At 60.0% G+C, this 17,788-nt stretch carries 13 protein-coding genes; 5 read left to right on the forward strand and 8 right to left on the reverse strand.

What is annotated here, in order from left to right:
- The first annotated feature begins 147 nt into the window (after positions 1-147).
- The 3 genes from AO353_RS27825 (at position 148) to AO353_RS27835 (ending at position 3,045) form a co-directional block, all read left to right on the forward strand.
- Positions 148-651 carry a peptidylprolyl isomerase gene (locus tag AO353_RS27825; protein WP_054597864.1) on the forward strand — a complete coding sequence of 168 codons (504 nt, stop codon included), beginning with the start codon at positions 148-150 and terminating at the stop codon, positions 649-651.
- Positions 648-1,397, forward strand: coding sequence for a UDP-2,3-diacylglucosamine diphosphatase (locus tag AO353_RS27830; protein WP_054597865.1), 750 nt, complete (start codon positions 648-650; stop codon positions 1,395-1,397). The genes AO353_RS27825 and AO353_RS27830 overlap by 4 nt, the downstream gene beginning before the upstream one ends.
- 217 nt (positions 1,398-1,614) lie before the next feature.
- On the forward strand, positions 1,615-3,045 hold the full coding sequence (locus tag AO353_RS27835) for an IS1182 family transposase (RefSeq protein WP_054594662.1): 1,431 nt from the start codon (positions 1,615-1,617) through the stop codon (positions 3,043-3,045).
- Positions 3,046-3,284: 239 nt separating this feature from the next.
- Here the strand turns inward: AO353_RS27835 and AO353_RS27840 are convergent, their stop codons facing one another.
- From AO353_RS27840 to AO353_RS27870, 7 genes are all read right to left on the reverse strand, one after another.
- Positions 3,285-4,814 carry a DHA2 family efflux MFS transporter permease subunit gene (locus AO353_RS27840; RefSeq protein WP_054597866.1) on the reverse strand — a complete coding sequence of 510 codons (1,530 nt, stop codon included), beginning with the start codon at positions 4,812-4,814 and terminating at the stop codon, positions 3,285-3,287.
- A gap of 64 nt (positions 4,815-4,878) precedes the next feature.
- Complete coding sequence (locus tag AO353_RS27845; protein ID WP_054597867.1) at positions 4,879-6,081, reverse strand: HlyD family efflux transporter periplasmic adaptor subunit; 1,203 nt, start codon at positions 6,079-6,081, stop codon at positions 4,879-4,881.
- 15 nt (positions 6,082-6,096) lie between these two features.
- The gene (locus AO353_RS27850; RefSeq protein WP_054597868.1) at positions 6,097-7,572 is read right to left on the reverse strand and encodes an efflux transporter outer membrane subunit; all 1,476 of its coding nucleotides are present in this window, start codon (positions 7,570-7,572) and stop codon (positions 6,097-6,099) included.
- Positions 7,569-8,042 (reverse strand): MarR family winged helix-turn-helix transcriptional regulator, encoded by a 474-nt coding sequence (locus AO353_RS27855; protein WP_054598367.1) that lies wholly within the window; start codon positions 8,040-8,042, stop codon positions 7,569-7,571. Before AO353_RS27855 ends, AO353_RS27850 begins: the two co-directional genes overlap by 4 nt.
- A gap of 281 nt (positions 8,043-8,323) precedes the next feature.
- Entirely contained in the window at positions 8,324-11,995 is a 3,672-nt protein-coding gene (locus AO353_RS27860; RefSeq protein ID WP_054597869.1) for a translocation/assembly module TamB domain-containing protein, read from the reverse strand.
- On the reverse strand, positions 11,992-13,719 hold the full coding sequence (locus tag AO353_RS27865) for an autotransporter assembly complex protein TamA (protein ID WP_054597870.1): 1,728 nt from the start codon (positions 13,717-13,719) through the stop codon (positions 11,992-11,994). Before AO353_RS27865 ends, AO353_RS27860 begins: the two co-directional genes overlap by 4 nt.
- Before the next feature lie 65 nt (positions 13,720-13,784).
- Positions 13,785-14,435 carry a GNAT family N-acetyltransferase gene (locus AO353_RS27870; protein WP_054597871.1) on the reverse strand — a complete coding sequence of 217 codons (651 nt, stop codon included), beginning with the start codon at positions 14,433-14,435 and terminating at the stop codon, positions 13,785-13,787.
- A 175-nt stretch (positions 14,436-14,610) separates the two neighbouring features.
- On the opposite strand from AO353_RS27870, the gene xthA reads away from it, so the two are divergent.
- The gene (gene xthA / locus AO353_RS27875) at positions 14,611-15,423 is read left to right on the forward strand and encodes an exodeoxyribonuclease III (protein WP_054597872.1); all 813 of its coding nucleotides are present in this window, start codon (positions 14,611-14,613) and stop codon (positions 15,421-15,423) included.
- A 111-nt stretch (positions 15,424-15,534) separates the two neighbouring features.
- Complete coding sequence (locus AO353_RS27880; RefSeq protein WP_054597873.1) at positions 15,535-16,872, forward strand: substrate-binding domain-containing protein; 1,338 nt, start codon at positions 15,535-15,537, stop codon at positions 16,870-16,872.
- 9 nt (positions 16,873-16,881) lie between these two features.
- Here the strand turns inward: AO353_RS27880 and cobF are convergent, their stop codons facing one another.
- The gene (gene cobF / locus AO353_RS27885) at positions 16,882-17,649 is read right to left on the reverse strand and encodes a precorrin-6A synthase (deacetylating) (protein ID WP_054597874.1); all 768 of its coding nucleotides are present in this window, start codon (positions 17,647-17,649) and stop codon (positions 16,882-16,884) included.
- Positions 17,650-17,788: the final 139 nt, after the last annotated feature.

Genomic DNA, 17,788 nt, shown 5'->3' on the forward strand with positions numbered 1-17,788 from the left:
AAAAACAGCCTCGAAATTCGCGGCCATCACGCTAAACTGCGCACCTTGGCGATTTTTTGCCAAACAGGCAGGGGCTCGCACGCGTCTCGCAGCGCCCCGAAAGCCACGAATTCCTTGAAAACGTTTCTCCTTAAAAGAGTATCGATCATGACTCAAGTCAAACTGACCACCAACCACGGCGACATCGTCCTGGAACTGAACGCCGAGAAAGCCCCGATCACCGTGGCCAACTTCATTGAATACGTTAAAGCCGGCCACTACGAAAACACTGTATTCCACCGTGTCATCGGCAATTTCATGATCCAGGGCGGCGGTTTCGAGCCTGGCATGAAGGAAAAGAAAGACAAGCGTCCAAGCATCCAGAACGAAGCTGACAACGGTCTTTCCAACGACAAGTACACCGTCGCCATGGCCCGCACCATGGAGCCGCATTCGGCTTCCGCACAGTTCTTCATCAACGTCGCTGACAACAGCTTCCTCAACCACAGCGGCAAAACCGCACAGGGCTGGGGCTACGCGGTATTCGGTAAAGTGGTTGCAGGCACTGACGTTGTCGACAAGATCAAAGGTGTTTCGACCACCATGAAGTCCGGTCACCAGGACGTACCAGCAGACGACGTGATCATCGAGAAAGCCGAGATCATTGAGTGATATTGCTGATTTCAGATTTACATCTGGAAGAGGAGCGCCCGGACATTACCCGGGCGTTTCTGGATTTGCTCGCCACCCGCGCCCGTTCGGCGCAAGCGCTGTACATTCTTGGCGACTTTTTCGAGGTGTGGATTGGCGACGACGCCATGAGCCCCTTCCAACGCTCCATCTGCCAGGCCCTGCGCGAACTTAGCGACAGCGGCACGGCAATCTTTCTGATGCACGGCAATCGTGATTTTCTGCTCGGCAAGGCCTTCTGCAAAGCAGCCGGCTGCACCCTGCTCAAGGATCCGAGTGTCGTGCAACTTGCAGGTGAGCCGGTGCTGTTGATGCACGGCGACAGTCTGTGTACCCGCGACGAAAGCTACATGAAACTGCGCCGTTACCTGCGCAACCCCATCAGCTTGTTCATCCTGCGCCATCTGCCGCTGCGCACCCGCCGCAAACTGGCGCGCAAGCTACGCAGCGAAAGCCGCGCGCAAACCCGGATGAAAGCCAACGACATCGTCGATGTGACCCCCGAGGAAATCCCGCGGATCATGCAGCAATACGGCGTGAAAACCCTGGTCCACGGCCACACCCACCGCCCCGCCATCCACAAATTGCAGATTGGCGAGCAAGCCGCCAAGCGCATTGTGCTGGGGGATTGGGATCGCCAGGGGTGGGCGTTGCAGGTGGATGAGCAAGGGTTTCAGCTGGCGGCGTTTGATTTTGTGAACCCGCAGCTGGCATTGCCAGGTAGCTGACCGGCCCGTAAACACCACAACTCAGCCCGTAGCAGCTGTCGAGCCCGCGAGGCTGCGTTCGGCTGCGCAGCAGTCGCAGTCCGGTACTCGCGGTTGTTCTGTTGAACCGCGATCACAAGTTTTACGACCGCTGCGTCCGGATGCGGCCCAGAGTGTGTAAAAACGCCTTAGCGAACCCTTGCTATGATTTCTGAGGATTTCATCGCAAGGATCGCCCATGACGCGCTTTATTCAAGGTGAACATCGAGGTCAAAGCACCTTGCTTCCCGAAAGCCTCGACGACTACGTCAGCGATACCAATCCGGTGCGCGTAGTCGACGTCTTCGTCGATGAACTTGACCTGGCTAAGCTGGGTTTTGAAGGCGTCATACCGGCCGATACTGGCCGGCCTGCTTATCACCCCGCGATCCTGCTGAAGATCTACATCTATGGCTATCTCAACCGGATTCAGTCGAGTCGACGGCTGGAGCGAGAGGCCCAGCGTAACGTCGAGCTGATGTGGCTAACCGGCCGCTTGAGGCCCGATTTCAAGACCATTGCCAACTTCCGAAAAGACAACAGCAAAGCCATCCGCGGTGTCTGCCGGCAGTTCGTCGTGCTGTGTCAGCAGTTGGGATTATTCGAAGAAAACCTAGTTGCCATCGACGGCAGCAAGTTCAAGGCGGTCAACAACCGCGACCGCAATTTCACCAGCGCCAAGTTGCAACGGAGAATGGTAGAAATTGAATCGAGCATAAACCGGTATCTGACTGCACTCGACGAAGCCGATCAACAAGAGCCCTCGACTGCGCAGCCCAAGGCTGCGCGGCTGGAAGAAAAAATCGTCAAGCTGAAGGCTCAAATGAAAGAGCTTCAGGCGATCGAAGTGCGGCTCAACGACTCGCCGGACAAACAGGTCTCACTGACCGATCCAGACGCCCGTTCCATGATGACGCGTGGCACTGGAATCGTCGGCTACAACGTGCAGACAGCAGTCGATACCCAACACCATTTGATCGTTGCGCACGAGGTCACCAATACCGGCTCCGACCGCGATCAACTCAGCTCGATGGGCAAGCAGGCCCGCGAGGCCATGGGCTTGGAAACGCTGTCAGTAGTGGCTGATCGAGGCTACTTCAAAAGCGAAGAAATCCTGGCCTGTCACAATGCAGACATCACCGCCTATGTGCCGAAGCCAATGACCTCCGGAGCCAAGGCGGACGGGCGTTTCAATAATGATGTCTTCATCTATGACGCGACGAAAAATGAATACATTTGCCCAGCTGGACAGGCGTTGATCTGGCGTTTTTCCAGCGTTGATAACGGCCTGAAGTTACACCGTTACTGGAGTTCCAACTGCCAACAGTGCCCACTGAAATTGAAGTGCACACCGGGCAGGGAACGGCGAGTCCGACGCTGGGAGCATGAAGCCGTACTGGAAAAAATGCAGAGTCGGCTGAGCAACGCGCCAGAAATGATGCGGATCCGCAAACGAACGGTTGAGCATCCCTTCGGGACGCTCAAGCACTGGATGGGAGCGGCCCACTTCCTGACCCGAAAGCTACCCGGGGTGAGCGCCGAAATGAGCTTGAATGTGCTCGCCTACAACCTGAAACGAGTGATGAAAATCATGGGGGTCGGGAGCTTGATTAAGGCTCTGGCGACCTAAGATTTGGTCAATTTCGGACATGATTCAGAGGACGTTAGAGCCCGTTCAGGCCTTTCTAGTCATCGGCAACGCCAAGTTGGTGGGCCAAGAGCATCTTGGCCGTGCGTGGGGGCCGAAGCGTAAGAAAGACCCTAGATTTGAAGATGAAAGCCTCAGACAGTGTTTTTACACACTCTGGGCCCAGACCGAACGCAGCCTCGCGGGCTCGGCAGCTGCTACGCCCCCTCATGCCGCCCTGATCAGTGCCCCGCCGCCTCTGGCCCCGCCTTCGCCGCAAACGGCGGCTTGGCCAGCCACACCAGCAGAATCAAGCCCATAAAGCCCCAGCCCAGCAGCGTGAAGTAATCCACGGTGGAGAGCATGTACGCCTGGCTGGTCAGCAGGTGGTCAAGCTGCGCATACGCCGGATTGCCCGCCCCGCCCAGCGTATTCAGCGTCTCCCGGGTTGCCGGATCAAACGTGCTGAGGCTTTCGCTCAGGTAAGCGTGATGCTGATCGGCGCGACGGATCCAGATCCAGGTGGTCAGCGATGCCGCAAAACTGCCGCCCAGGGTCCGCAGGAATGTTGCCAGCCCCGCGCCGTCGGCGATCTGATGCGGTGGCAGGTCCGACATCAGAATGCTCAGGGTCGGCATGAAGAACAGCGCTACGCCAATCCCCATGAACAACTGCACCAGTGCCACGTGTTGGAAGTCCACCTCATTGGTGAAGCCGGCGCGCATGAAGCAGCTCAGGCCAATTGCCAGGAACGCCAGCCCGGCCAGCAGCCGCAGGTCGAACCGGTGCGCGTACTTGCCGACAAAGGGCGACATCAGCACCGGCAGAATACCGATCGGCGCCACTGCCAATCCGGCCCAGGTCGCGGTGTAGCCCATCTGGGTTTGCAGCCACTGCGGCAGAATCAGGTTGATGCCAAAAAACCCGGCGTAACCGAAGACCAACACGATGGTGCCGATGCGGAAGTTGCGATAGGCAAACAGCCGCAGATTCACCACCGGGTGCTTGTCGGTCATCTCCCAGATCACGAACACCGCCAGCGCGATCACTGAAATAGCCGCACCGATAATAATGAAGTTCGACTCGAACCAGTCCAGGTCATTACCTTTATCGAGGATGATCTGCAGCGCGCCGACACCAATGATCAGGGTCAGCAGACCGATGTAATCCATCGGCTGACGACTGATGACCACCGGGCGTTCCTTGAGCTGCTGCTTGACCACCATCACCGCGAACACGCCAATCGGCACGTTGATGAAGAAAATCCACGGCCAACTATAACTGTCGGTAATCCAGCCACCGAGTATGGGACCGGCAATCGGTGCGACCACCGTGACCATCGCCAATAACGCCAGGGCCATCCCCCGTTTCGCCGGCGGATAAACCGCAATCAGCAGCGTCTGGGTCATCGGATACAACGGCCCCGCCACCAACCCTTGCACCACGCGGAAGCCGACCAGTTCGGGCATCGAGGTCGAGATACCGCAGAGGAACGACGCCAGCACGAAGAGAATGGTCGCCCACAGAAACAGCTTCACTTCGCCAAAACGCCGACTCAACCAACCGGTCAGCGGCAGCGCGATGGCGTTGCTCACGGCGAACGAGGTGATGACCCAGGTGCCCTGCTCCGAACTCACGCCCAGGTTGCCGGAAATAGTCGGCAAGGCCACGTTGGCGATGGTGGTGTCGAGCACCTGCATGAAGGTCGCCAGCGACAGGCCAATGGTGCTGAGCACCAGGCTGGGCGGTTTGAAAGACGCGTTAGTACTCATCGCGAATCCTTTGAAACGAGGCAGTCGCTGCGACCGTTACGGCCGCAGCTGAGGGATTGGCGAATCAGCGTTGAGCGGTTTTGGCCGCCAGTGAGCTGTTGTCGTGGATCAAGCGGCTAATCATTGCGTCGGCCTCGGCCAACTGACGGTCGTAGACGTTGGTGCTGAACGAAGCTTTTTGTGGCGATTGCTGCGCCAGCACCGGACCGCTCTGGTCGCGCAGGTTAACGTTGACCATTGTCGACAGACCGACCCGCAACGGGTGCTGGGCCAGTTGCTCGGCGTTGATGTGAATCCGCACCGGCACCCGCTGAACGATCTTGATCCAGTTACCGGTCGCGTTTTGCGCCGGCAGCAAGGCAAACGCACTGCCGGTCCCGGCGCCCAGGCTGTCGATGGTGCCGTTGTATTTCACTTCGCTGCCATAGAGGTCGGCTTCGATGTCTACCGGCTGACCGATGCGCATGTCACGCAGCTGGGTTTCCTTGAAGTTGGCGTCGATCCACAGTTGATCCAGCGGGATCACCGCCATCAGCGCAGTCCCCGGCTGGACCCGTTGGCCCAGCTGGACGGTGCGCTTGGCCACATAACCGGTGACCGGCGCGATCAGCGTGCTGCGGGCGTTGGTCAGGTAAGCCTGGCGCACTTGCGCAGCGGCGGCCTGGACGTCCGGGTGGGACGAAACCACGGTGTCGTCGACCAGCGCGCTGGTGGTGGCAAGTTGCTGCTGGGCATTGGCCAGGGCGTTTTGCGCCGAGGTCAGGTCATCCCGTGCGTGGGACAGTTCTTCCTGGGAAATCGCCCCGCCCGCCGCCAGATTCTTCCGGCGATTGAAGTTGTCCTGAGCCTTCTGCACTTCGGCTTTCTGGGCGTTGACCTGGGCTTTCATACCATCAACATTGCTGTACAGGCCGCGTACCTGGCGCACGGTGCGGGCCAGATTGGCTTGTGCGCTTTGCAGGCCGACTTGCGCGTCGTTCGGGTCGAAGTTGACCAGCACCTGACCTTCGTGGACCAGATCGCCATCGTCTGCACCGATGCTGACAACCGTGCCGGTGACCAGCGGCGTGATTTCCACCACGTTGCCATTGACGTAGGCATCGTCGGTGCTTTCGCTCCAGCGTCCGTAGAGTTCGTGCCAGCCCCAGACACCCAGGCAGCCAACAATCACCAGGATCGTCAGCACCAGCAGCATGAATTTGCGTTTGCCTGGATTGCCCGCGTCTTGGGCGCTTTCAGGCGTTGGGTTGTTTTCGATAGTGGCCATGACAAGTACCTTGAATTATTGATTCAGCGTGGCAGGCGCTGCGGAGGAGGTGGCCGTGGCCAGGGTGTCGGCTTGAAACCCGCCGCCCAGTGCCTGCATCAGTTGAATCGACAGATCGATCTGCTCGGCATTCAGGTTCGCCAACTGACGTTGGGCCTGGAGCAATTGCTGCTCGATGCTGAGCACGTCCAAGTAGTTACCGATGCCGGATCCGTAACGCTGGACCACCGTGTTGTAAGAATCCTGGGCAATGTCGGTGGCGTGTTGCTGCGCACCAATCTGCCGACCGATGTCACGCAACTGGGAAATCGTGTCGCTGACATCCCCCAAGGCTTTCACCAGTGTCTTGTTGTACTGCGCGACAGCGAGGTCGTAGTCGGCGTCGCGGGCGTCGAGGTTGGCGCGCAAGCGGCCGCCATCGAAGATCGGCAACGACACGGTGGGCATAATGTTGAAGAAGCGACTCGCCGAGCCGAACAGGGCGTCACCCAACAACGATTCGGTACCGGCGGCTGCGCTCAGGTTGAGGTTCGGGTAGAACTTGGTTTTACCGGCGTCGATGCTTTTGCTCGCCGCCTCGACCCGCCAGCGTGCGGCGATCAGGTCAGGGCGACGACCGAGTAATTCAGCCGGCAACGTCGATGGCAATGCCACGGCGCTGGCCTGAAGGACTTTCGGCCGGGCAATCTCGTTACCGCGATCCGGGCCTTTGCCGAGCAGCACGGCCAGGGCGATTTTCGCGCTCTGCAGAGTCTTTTCAGCGTCGATCAACGTCGCTTCGGAGCTGGCTTCCAGGCTTTCGGTTTGCTGATACTGGTATTGGCTATCGATGCCGGAGCTCAGTCGGCGCTTGCTCAGATCGAGCATTTGCCGGGTGCGCTTGAGGTCGTCGTTAGCCAGGTCATAAACGATATGGGCCTGCCCCAGGTTGCTGTAGGCGCGGGCGACATCGGCCGACAAGGTCAGCTGTGCGGCTTGCTGATCGACTTCAGCCGCGCGGGCCTGGCCCAGCGCCGCTTCCCAGTTGGCACGCTGACCGCCCCAGAGGTCGAAGGTGTAATTGAAGCTGGCACCGATGCTGCGCACCGTGGCGTAGTTGCCGCCCGCTCCGGTCGGGTCCTTGTCACGCGCCAGGCGCGAGCGGCTGACACTGGCGCTGGCGTCGAGGGTCGGCATCCGCGCGGCATCGGCGGCATAAGCGGCGGCGCTGGCCTGGTGGGCACGGGCGTCGGCGATCTGCATGTCCGGGCTGTCGTGCAGGGCTTCGCGGATCAGGCCGTCGAGCTGCGGGTCGCCAAGGCTTTTCCACCAGTCGCTTTTTGGCCAGGCCGCCGGCGACAGGCTGACACCGTTGAGGGACTGCCCGGCCTTGAGGGTTTTCGCATCGAGGCTCACGCCTTGGGTGTTCAGGCCGCTGTAGCTGGCACACCCGGCCAGGCTCATGGCCAACAGCACCAGGCTGACGCGAGTACGCAAGGTTTTACTGCTCATTTGTCACCTACCCGCAGCACGGTGATCGGATCACCGGCCGCCAGCAAAATTTTCTTCAGGATCTGCTCCAGGGTTTTCAACTCTTCTGGAGTGATGGCGCCTGCCAGTTCGTTCATCGCCTCGGCACCGATATGCGGCAGACGGTCGGCCAGCTTCTGGCCTTCCCCGGTCAGTACCAGCCGTACCTGACGGCGGTCGCCTTCGCAGCGTTGGCGGGAGAGAAAACCCTTCTGTTCCAGACGATCGAGCATGCGGGTCATCGAACCGCTGTCCAGTGACAGGTGCCGGCACAGCTCAGCCGGGGTATCGACGCCAAACTGGGCCATGATGATCAGCACCTTGAACTGCGCGGCGGTGATGCCATGGGGTTCCATGTGCGTATCGATGATTCGGTCCTTGAGCAGCGCGGCGCGCCCGAGCAAGAGACCGAGGTGGCAATTCTGGAATTCGTCTGGCGTGAAATGTTTCATCTGACCACCCATTAGCTGCCTAGGCAGGGAAAGTATGTCCAGATATTACTGCTTAGGCAGCGAATGTCAACGCAATAGTTAGGAGGCTTTGTAATTAGCTGATAAATGGCGGGAATAAGATCGCAATCATTGTGGCGAGGGGGCTTGTCGAAACGCCGCACCGCCCCGTTCGGGTGCGCAGCAGCCGTCGATATCAAAATCGACGTGTGCCTGAACGAATGTGATTGCAGATTTGGGGCAAGCCCCCTCGCCACAGGGAGCGGCCCCAATCGGGGACGGGCTTAGAAATCCCGTTTGTAGAAGATATCCAGCGAACTGGCGATGCCGCTGGCGGCTTCCAGGTAGACCATTTTGCTCAGTTTGTAGCGCAAGGCGATGGTGTTGGCCGGTTCGAATACGCCGACGCCGTAACGCAAACTGAGTTTCTCGGAGAGGTTGCCGCTGGCCACCACGCTGGTGGTGGTGCCGCTGCCCTGGGTGTCGAGCTGGAAGTCCTGAATGCCCAGATCCTTGGCCAGACTGCCGGTCAGATCGGAACTGCCCATCAAGCCCAGTCCCAACGCAGCTTGAGCCAGCATGTTGTTGTCTTCGCCGTTGCTGGTCAGCGGACGCCCGAGCACCAGATAGGACAATGCCTGTTCCTGGCTCATCGCCGGTTCCGAGAAGATCTGCGTGGTCGGCTGCTCGGCGCTGCCGCTCAGGCGAATACCGGCGATCACGTCGTCGGTCTGGCGCACCGCTTCGATGTCCAGATACGGCTGATCGATGGGCCCGGCGAACAGCAGCCGCGCTCGCCGTACCGTCAGGCGCTGGCCGTACGCACGATAACGGCCATCGTTGAGCCAGAGCTCGCCGCGGGTGTCCATGTTGTCACCGATGTGCACATGACCTTGCAGGTTCGCCGTCAGGCCGAACCCGGTAAAGCTGAGCTTGTCCTCACCAACCGCCACATCGATGTCCATCGCCATGGCCATCGGCGGTTTGCCCGCTTCGGTCTGGTGACCGACGATCACCGTGTCATCGGAGACCTTGACCGTTGATGGCGGCAACTCACGCACGGTGATTTCGCCCTTGGGCACCTGCACCTTGCCGACAATCGCCAGTTTGTCGTTGTTGATCGAGATTTTCAGGTCCGGCGCCACTTCCAGCACGGCGTACGGCTCGACCGTGACCGGCAGTTGTGTGCCTTTGAGGCTCAGATCCACCACCAACGCCTGACCCCAGGCAACATGCCCGTTCAAGCTGCCCTGCCCGGCCTTGCCGCTTTTCCAGCCGCCGTTGAGTTGCACGCTCTCACCGGCAATCTGCGCCTGAAGCTGCAACGCTTCGAATCGCGTCGGCAGCTGTGGGCCAGAGATTTCACCGTCACTGAGGGTCAGGTTGCCATTGACCTGCGGCGCCAGCAGCCCGCCCGACAAACTGCCGCTGCCATTCAAGCGCCCGGTCAGTTTCTCGACCATCGGCACAAACGGTCGCGCCACCGACAGGTCCAGACCGCTTAAACGGAATGAGCCGCTCAGCGGTTTGCTCTTGGGTAATGGATTGATCTGCGCCTGCACCATCAGCTCGCCCAACTTGCCACCGACAAAGTCGAGCTGCGTGTCGATGCGTTTCGGGGTCAGGGTGCTGGTCAGTTTCAGCGTCTGGTAAGGGAAATCCAGCCACTGATCCTTTTCCTTCATGCGCAGCGTACCGCCGCTGGCATCGACCATGATCTGGCCTTTCGGGCCGCTGGCCGGCAGGTCGAGTTGCACATCGGCATTGAGCTTGCCGTGCCAGGCAAAATCTTTCGGCAGCCATTGCGCGAGGCTGTCGATCGGAAACTGCTTGAGGTGGTAACGCAGCTTCGGTTCGGGCATCAGCCGCTGGTCTTCGCCGCACAGGCTGGCCTGCCCGGACATCCAGCAATGCGCGCCGAAGGTCAGCTTGCCGTCGGCCAGGCGTTCGATTTTTGCCGGATTTTGCAGCTTCCAGTCCTGGCCGCCAGCCTGTATGTCGCCACTGGCCAAACGGCCGCGCCAATTGCCTTTATCCAGATTGCCGTCGAGGCCCAGCGCCAGTTTCAGTTGCGGGCCCAGCAGGTCCAGTTGCAGCTTCTGGCTTTTGATATCGCCCTGGCCGCTGGCGGTCAGCGTGCCCAGTTGAGTGTCGCCGGCCTGAATACCGCTGCCCTTGAGGTCGATCTTCGCCCGTTGCGCGCTGTCGAGACTGGCGTCGAGGTTCAGGCTTTGCAGGCGATTGTCGTCGAATGCCAGTTGCACACCTTGCAGGCTGAGTTTGCCTTGCGGTGCCTGGAGGCTGCCGGCAACGTCGACCCGACCGTTGAGCTGACCGCGCAACTGTGGCCAGAGCTGGCCAAGGCGCGGTGCCTTGATGTCGATCTGGCCGGCGAGTTTCTGTTGCAGGCTGCCGCTGCCATCGATGCGGTTGTCGCCCAGACGAATGTGCAGCGCGCTGAGGTTCCAGCGCTCGCCCGCGCCATCGGCCTTGGCTTGCAAGACGGCCGGCTGACCGCGCAGCTTGCCCTTGAGGTCGAGGTCGGCGTTGAGGCTCAGGTGTTGATCTTTCATTTCACCCTTGCTGCGCAACGGACCGGCGAGGGTCCCCGGCAGCTCCGCCAGCCAGTACGCCGGATTGATCGCCGACAGGTCCAGCGCCGTGTCCCAGGCAATGCCATCGGCGAATTGCAGATTCAAATGCCCTTCGGCCTTGCCCTGCCCGGCCGCCAGTTTGAATTCCGGCAGGAAGATTTTCGTCAGGTCGCCGCTGAACGGACTGCTCAGGCTGAATGCGCCGGCCGGGCCATCCAGTGCTGCCTTGAAGTTGCCCAGGTAGTTGCCGTCGCGGTAGGACACTTCACCGTTGAAGCTGCGCAGCGCCACTTGAGGCTCGGCGATCAGCGGGTACAGCCGATGCCACGGGAAGTCCAGCCAATCGATTTTCGCCTCGGCACTGAAGCCCTCGGACCAATCGAGTTGCCCGCTCAGCTTGAGGTTTTGCGTGTCGCTGGCGCTCAAATCAAGCCCGGCGATCTGCGCCCCTTTGGCGTCGACCTTGCCTTGCAGCAGCAACCCGACCGGGCCCTGCTCGGCCGGCAATGTCGCTTTGCCGAGCAACTGATAACCGCTTTTCAGGTCACCGTTGCCGGTCAGTTCCAGCTGGTTGAGCTGCAAGGTGTCCGGCAAATCCGCGCTGGCCTTGAAGCCATCGGCGGTAATCCGCACCTTGGCCGGCAGGTTTTCCACCAGCGGTTGCAACTCACCCGTCAGTTGACCTTGCAGGTAACCGCTGCTGTCGGCGCGCAGGTTCAGGGTTTTCAACAAATCGCCGTCGACTTTCAGCGCCAGCGCCCACGGTGCTTTACCCGGTGCCGGCAAGGTCAGCTTGCCTTCGGCGCTGAGCGGCCAGTTGCCGGTTGGTTGCAGCAGCCCGGACAAATCCAGGCTGAGGTCGTCGCGTTGCAGATGTACGGAGTCGATCTGCAAGCCCTTGGCCGTCCAGTGCGCGGCCAGTTGCAGGTCTTTGAGCTGCTCGCTGCCGTTGAGCAACAGGCTGCCGATCTGCACCTCGCCCAACTGGATCGCCACCGGCAATTTCAACTCCGGCAGGCTGATCGGCCCGCTGCTGGCTTCGCTGCTCGAGGCAAATTGCAGAATGACTTGCTCAGCCTTCAATTGCTCGATGCACAGGGTCATGCGCAGCAGGCACAGTGGCGACCAGGCGAACAATGGCTTGTTCAGCTCGACCCGACTGCCCGTTTGCTGCCAGAGCAAGTGATCGGCACTCCATTGGCCGCCCAGGCGACCCTGGAAATTCTCCACGCTCAAACCCGGCACCTGGCCCAGCGTCCAACGGCTGCCCGCTTGTGTACCGAGCAAGGCGCCGATGCTCAGCAACAGCAACGCCACCAGCGAGAGCATCGCCAGCAGCGCTATTTTCAAACCACGCTTCACAGCTCAGGCCCCATGGAAAAGTGCAAACGAATACCACCGGGATCATCCAGCGCATGGGCCAGGTCGAGGCGGATCGGCCCGACCGGCGAAACCCAGCGCACGCCGACGCCGACCCCGGTCTTGAGGCTCGGCAGGTCCAGCGTGTTAAACGAGTTGCCCTGATCGACAAAGGTTGCGATACGCCATTTTTCGGCGATGGAATATTGATACTCGACGCTGCCAGCCACCATGTAACGCCCACCCACGCGCTCGCCAGCGGAGTTTTCCGGCGACAGGCTCTGATAGTCGTAACCGCGCACGCTCTGATCGCCACCGGCGAAGAAGCGCAATGACGGCGGAATGGTTCGATAACCATTGGTGGCACTGCCACCTAACTGTGCACGAGCGAGGAACCGATGGTTGTCCCACACCGTGGTGATGCCTTTGACCAATGCAGTGCCATACACCACGTTATTGTCCGAACCCACCCCTTGCTTGGCCACCTTGCTCTCGAACTGCAAGCGGTAACCGTTGTGCGGGTCGATGCGGTTGTCACTGCGCAGATAGGAATAACTGATGCCGGGCATCAGCAAGGTACTCAGGCCCGAATCGTCGCCCAGGCGATATTCCTCACGCTGCCATTTCAACGAGATCACCCGCTGCCAGCCGCTGGGCAACTTGCTGTGCCATTCAGGGCCCACGGTCAGCAACTTGCTCAGGCTGTCGGTGTTGGCCAGTTCTTCATTTTGATAACCACCGGCAAAGCGCAGTTTGTCGGTGAGTGGCGGATCCAGCGGCACGTCATACCAGAGGCCGACGTTCTGCCGTGGCGCCGAGACTTCCGCTTCCCAGCCATAACTGTGGCCTTCGGCATTGACCCAGTGCCGGGTCCAGTTGGCCTTGGCCCGTGGCCCGACGTCCGTCGAAAAGCCCAGACCCAGGCCCATGGTGCGCGGTTTGCGCGTGTCGAGTTTGACCGCCACCGGTATCACATCATTGGCCGCAGCGGTCGGCGCCGCATCCACCCGCACCGCGTCGAAATAGCCGCTCGATTGCAGCGCCTGATTGAGTTCGGCGATCAGCTCGGAGTCATACGGCGCGCCGCTCTTGAACGGCACCATGCGTTGCAGCAAGTCTTCGTCGAACGGCGTATCGCCGGTAAAACTGACCTTGCCCAAGGCATAACGCGGGCCGCTGTCGTAAATCAGCTCGATGTCGGCGACACCGGCCCGAGGATCGACCAACAGTTTCTGGCTGGTAAAGCGCCCACTGAAAAAGCCGAAGCGCGAAGCCTGATTCTGGATCAGCCGCTTGGCGTCTTCGTAATGGCCGTGATTAAGCACAGCACCGGATTTGAGCAGGTCGCTCTTGGGCACACGAAAGGATTTGAGGCTAGCGGCCGGGCCGTCGACACGAATGGTCACGTTGCGCAAATGCACCGGTTCGCCGGGGTCGATGTTCAACACCAACGTTGGCGACTTGCCGTTTTTGACTTCGCTTTCTATATGGGGCTGGTAGTAACCCAAGGCCTGGGCGGCCTTGCGGGCCTGCTCTTCGGCGCCACGACGAAAGCGCAACAAGGCTTCCTCATCGCGATCGCCGAGGCCGCCGATATAGCCCTCTATATTGGCCTTCAGTTCATCGTTGGACGGTTTGATCCTGACGTCCAATTCACTTTGCGCCAGGGCCGCTACACTGCTGAACAGCACGAGCAAACCGCTGGTAAATCTTCCTGGAAACTTCATAGGCGCGGATGCTATCACGAGCGTGGGGGCGTGATAGAGCGAACAATCTGAACAATAATTCGATCTCAACCCGTTGCGCTGTGCAACACCTGCGGATTGGCGTGGAAAAACACGTGTTCGAGAACAGGCCCTACAGCGACCTCGCCAATCTCTTCATAACCCTGCCGCTTATAGAACTCCAGATAACGCGGATTCCCAGTGTCGAGTACTACACCTTGGGAATGCTCGTCGACGGCGCACCAGTTATGCACGGCTGTGAGCAACTGCTCGCCGAAGTGCCGACCTTGAAACTCCGGATGAATCCCCAGCAACGGCAAGACATGCACTGAGTCCGATGGCAGGCAGGCCGCCACCGCCGCGTGATACTCCAGATAACGCCGGGTGCAACGCAACCCGGCGCTCAGCACCATCCGCAGGCGCCAGGCCCAACTTTCGGTGATGCCCAGACGACGTTGCGGCGGCGCGATCAGCGCAATGCCGATCAACCGGTCATTGATCAGCAGACCGATCGCCGGCAATTCCTGCACAAAATGCTGTTCGACCAGTTCCCGTATCGTGGCTCGCACTCGGTGTTCATAGCCAGGGCGTTCAGCCTCGAACAGGTACTTGAAGACTGGCTCGTGTCGATAGGCGTGGTACAGCAAGGAGCGAGCTTCGTGCGAATAGCCACTGTCGAGCCGGTGGACATCAGCAATGGCAGTTGAGGTTTCAGGCATGACGGTCTATCTCCCCTGAGCGGGGCTAAAATGGCCCCGTTCTTATAAGTACGAACCCGCTACAAAGCTGATCGTTCCCACACTAAAGGACATTAGCAGTGCATCTGCCCTACTGCCATGCTGGCTGACTTCGTACATGTCAGCTAGCATCGCACTTTTGCCAGGACTGCCGACCATGAAGATCGTCTCGTTCAACATCAATGGCCTGCGCGCCCGCCCCCATCAACTGGCGGCACTGATCGAGAAGCACCAGCCGGACGTCATCGGCTTGCAGGAAACCAAGGTCGATGACGTCCAGTTCCCGCTCGCCGAGCTTGAGGCGCTGGGCTATCACGTGGGCTTCCACGGCCAGAAAGGTCATTACGGCGTCGCCCTTATGTCACGCCAGGCACCGCTCGCGTTGCACAAAGGCTTTGCCAGCGATGAAGAAGACGCCCAGCGCCGCTTCATCTGGGGCACGTTCGCCGATGCCAACGGCGTACCGGTGACGATCATGAACGGCTATTTCCCACAGGGTGAAAGCCGCGACCACCCGACCAAGTTCCCGGCCAAGGAGCGCTTCTACAACGACTTGCAGACGCTGCTCGAAACCCAGTTCAGCAATGACCAGCCGCTGGTGGTGATGGGCGATGTGAACATTTCCCCGGAAGACTGCGACATCGGCATCGGCCCGGACAACATGAAGCGCTGGCTGAAAACCGGCAAATGCAGCTTCTTGCCGGAAGAGCGCGAGTGGATGGCCCGTTTGAAGAACTGGGGCCTGGTGGACAGCTTCCGCCACCTGAACCCGGACGTAACGGATCGCTTCAGCTGGTTCGACTACCGCAGCCGTGGCTTTGAAGACGAGCCCAAGCGCGGACTGCGCATCGACTTGATCCTCGCCTCCCAAGGGCTGCTGCCACGGGTCAAGGCCGCCGGTGTCGACTACGAACTGCGCGGCATGGAAAAACCTTCGGACCATGCGCCGATCTGGCTTGAGCTGAGCTGATCGCTGCGATCGTTCCCACGCAGTGGGAACGATCATTGCGTCGTCATATTTCAGCAACCTTTCTGTCTTATTCTCCCGACACTTCCTGTGACCTTGAAAGGTGTCGGCTCGATGCTGCGCGTCCTGTTACCGCTGCTGCTCTGCGGTTTGCTTCCGCTCTCTGCCACCGCCGCTGAGCTGCCGATACCCGAGCGTGGCCCTGCCCTGCGCATTCAAGGCTCCAACACCATCGGGGCAGCCCTGGGTCCGGCGCTGGTCAAAGGGTTGTTGCTGGGACAAGGGTTGCTGAAGGTCCATAGCGAAGTCTCGGACAGAGACAACGAACAGCAAATTGTCGGCCAGACGGCCCAGGGTCGGCGGGTGGTCGTGGACATCGCCGCCCACGGCTCCAGCACCGGGTTCGCCGCACTGAAAAACGCCAGCGCCGACCTGGCGGCGTCTTCGCGCCCGATCAAGGACAGCGAACTGCTCGACCTCGAAACCCTCGGCGACCTGAAAAGCCCGAACGCCGAGCAAGTCATCGCCATCGACGGCCTGGCGATCATCCTGCACCCGCAAAACCCGCTGACGCAGCTGAACACCGAACAACTGGCGCGGATTTTCAGTGGTGAAGTGAAAACCTGGGAAGAACTCGGCGGTACCGGTGGCCCGCTGAACCTTTACGCCCGGGATGACCATTCGGGCACCTATGACACCTTCAAGGAACTGCTCCTGAGCCATCGCGGGAAAACGCTGGCGGGTTCGGCAAAACGCTTCGAATCCAGCGAGCAACTGTCCGATGCGGTCAGCCAGGACCCGCAAGGCATCGGCTTCATCGGCTTGCCTTACGTGCGTCAGGCCAAGGCTGTGGCGATTGTCGATGGCAACTCACAGCCGATGTTGCCGCTCAACAGCCTGATCGCCACCGAGGACTATCCGCTGTCGCGTCGGTTGTATTTCTATTTGCCGCCTGATGGCCAGAACCCCTGGGCCGACGCGCTGGTGAAATTCGCCCAGAGCAGCAAGGGTCAGGCGATTGTTGCCGCCAATGGTTTTATCGCGCAGACCGTGCAAGCCATGAACGTCGCGCCGAACCCGCAGATGCCTGACGACTACCGGGCAATCATTGATCATGCACAACGACTCACGGTGAATTTTCGCTTCGAAGAAGGCAGCGCCAACCTGGACAACAAGGCCCGACAGGACCTGTCGCGGGTGCTCGACTATTTAAAGCGGCACGACAAGCTGAACAAACAGGTAACACTGGTTGGCTTCGGCGATGCCAAGACCGATTCGCAGCGGGCGGCCCTGCTATCGAGGCTGCGTGCCATGGCCGTGCGCCGCGAGCTGGTGAAAAGTGGTGTGGTGTTTCGCGAGATTCGTGGCTTTGGAGACGAAATGCCGGTGGCGGCCAACAGCGCCGATGAAGGACGGATCAAGAATCGCCGGGTGGAAGTCTGGGTTTACTGACAGCCGCGCTCACTCTGGCGATTCAGGCTTGCGCAATAAATAGGTGTCCATGATCCAGCCGTTGGCCAACCGCGCGGCTTTCCTGACCCGCGTTATCTCTTGCGCAACGTCTTTGAGCTTGCCGGAAATAAGAATTTCATCCGGCGTGCCAAGGTAGGCGCCCCAGTAAATCTGTTGCTCCTGATCGGCCACCTGCAGGTAGGAATCTTCTGCATCGAGCATCACCACCAGGCTGTCGGCGTCGCTGACCTGGCCCGCAGCCAGGCGGCGGCCGGTGGTAATTTCAATGGAGCGCCCAATGCGATTCAGCGGCACCTTGTGCTGCGCCGCCAAGGCCTGGACGCTGCTGATGCCGGGAATCACCTCGAAGGTGAAGGTACAACGACCGGACTCGAGGATCGCCTGCAAGATCCGCAGGGTGCTGTCGTACAACGCCGGATCGCCCCACACCAGAAACGCCGCACACTCATCGTCCGTCATCTCTTCGTTGATCAAGCGCTCGAAGATCTGTTGCTTATCGCGGTTCAGATCGACAACGCTGGCGCTGTAGTCCACATCGCCACGCACCCGCTCGGGGCTGTCGGCCTCGACGAAGCGATAAGCCGGATCGGTGATATAGCGCTCGCAGATTTCCCGCCGCAGGTCGATCAGCTTGTCCTTGCTCTGCCCCTTGTCCATCAGAAAGAACACATCGACCCGGTTCAGCGCGTTGACCGCCTGCATGGTGATGTATTCGGGATTGCCGGCACCGATGCCAATGACCAGTAGCTGCTTCATGGATGCTTCACCTCGCTGTGCGTCATGGTGTCTAACGGCTCATCCGTAGATCAACGCACCAATTTCCTACACGAACTAAAGCACTAGCGTACAGCATCAGGCGAAACCCACGCAGGCCTTGTCGGACAAGACTTTCGCC

The sequence above is a fragment of the Pseudomonas fluorescens genome, assembly GCF_001307155.1.
GTDB lineage: Bacteria > Pseudomonadota > Gammaproteobacteria > Pseudomonadales > Pseudomonadaceae > Aquipseudomonas > Aquipseudomonas helvetica.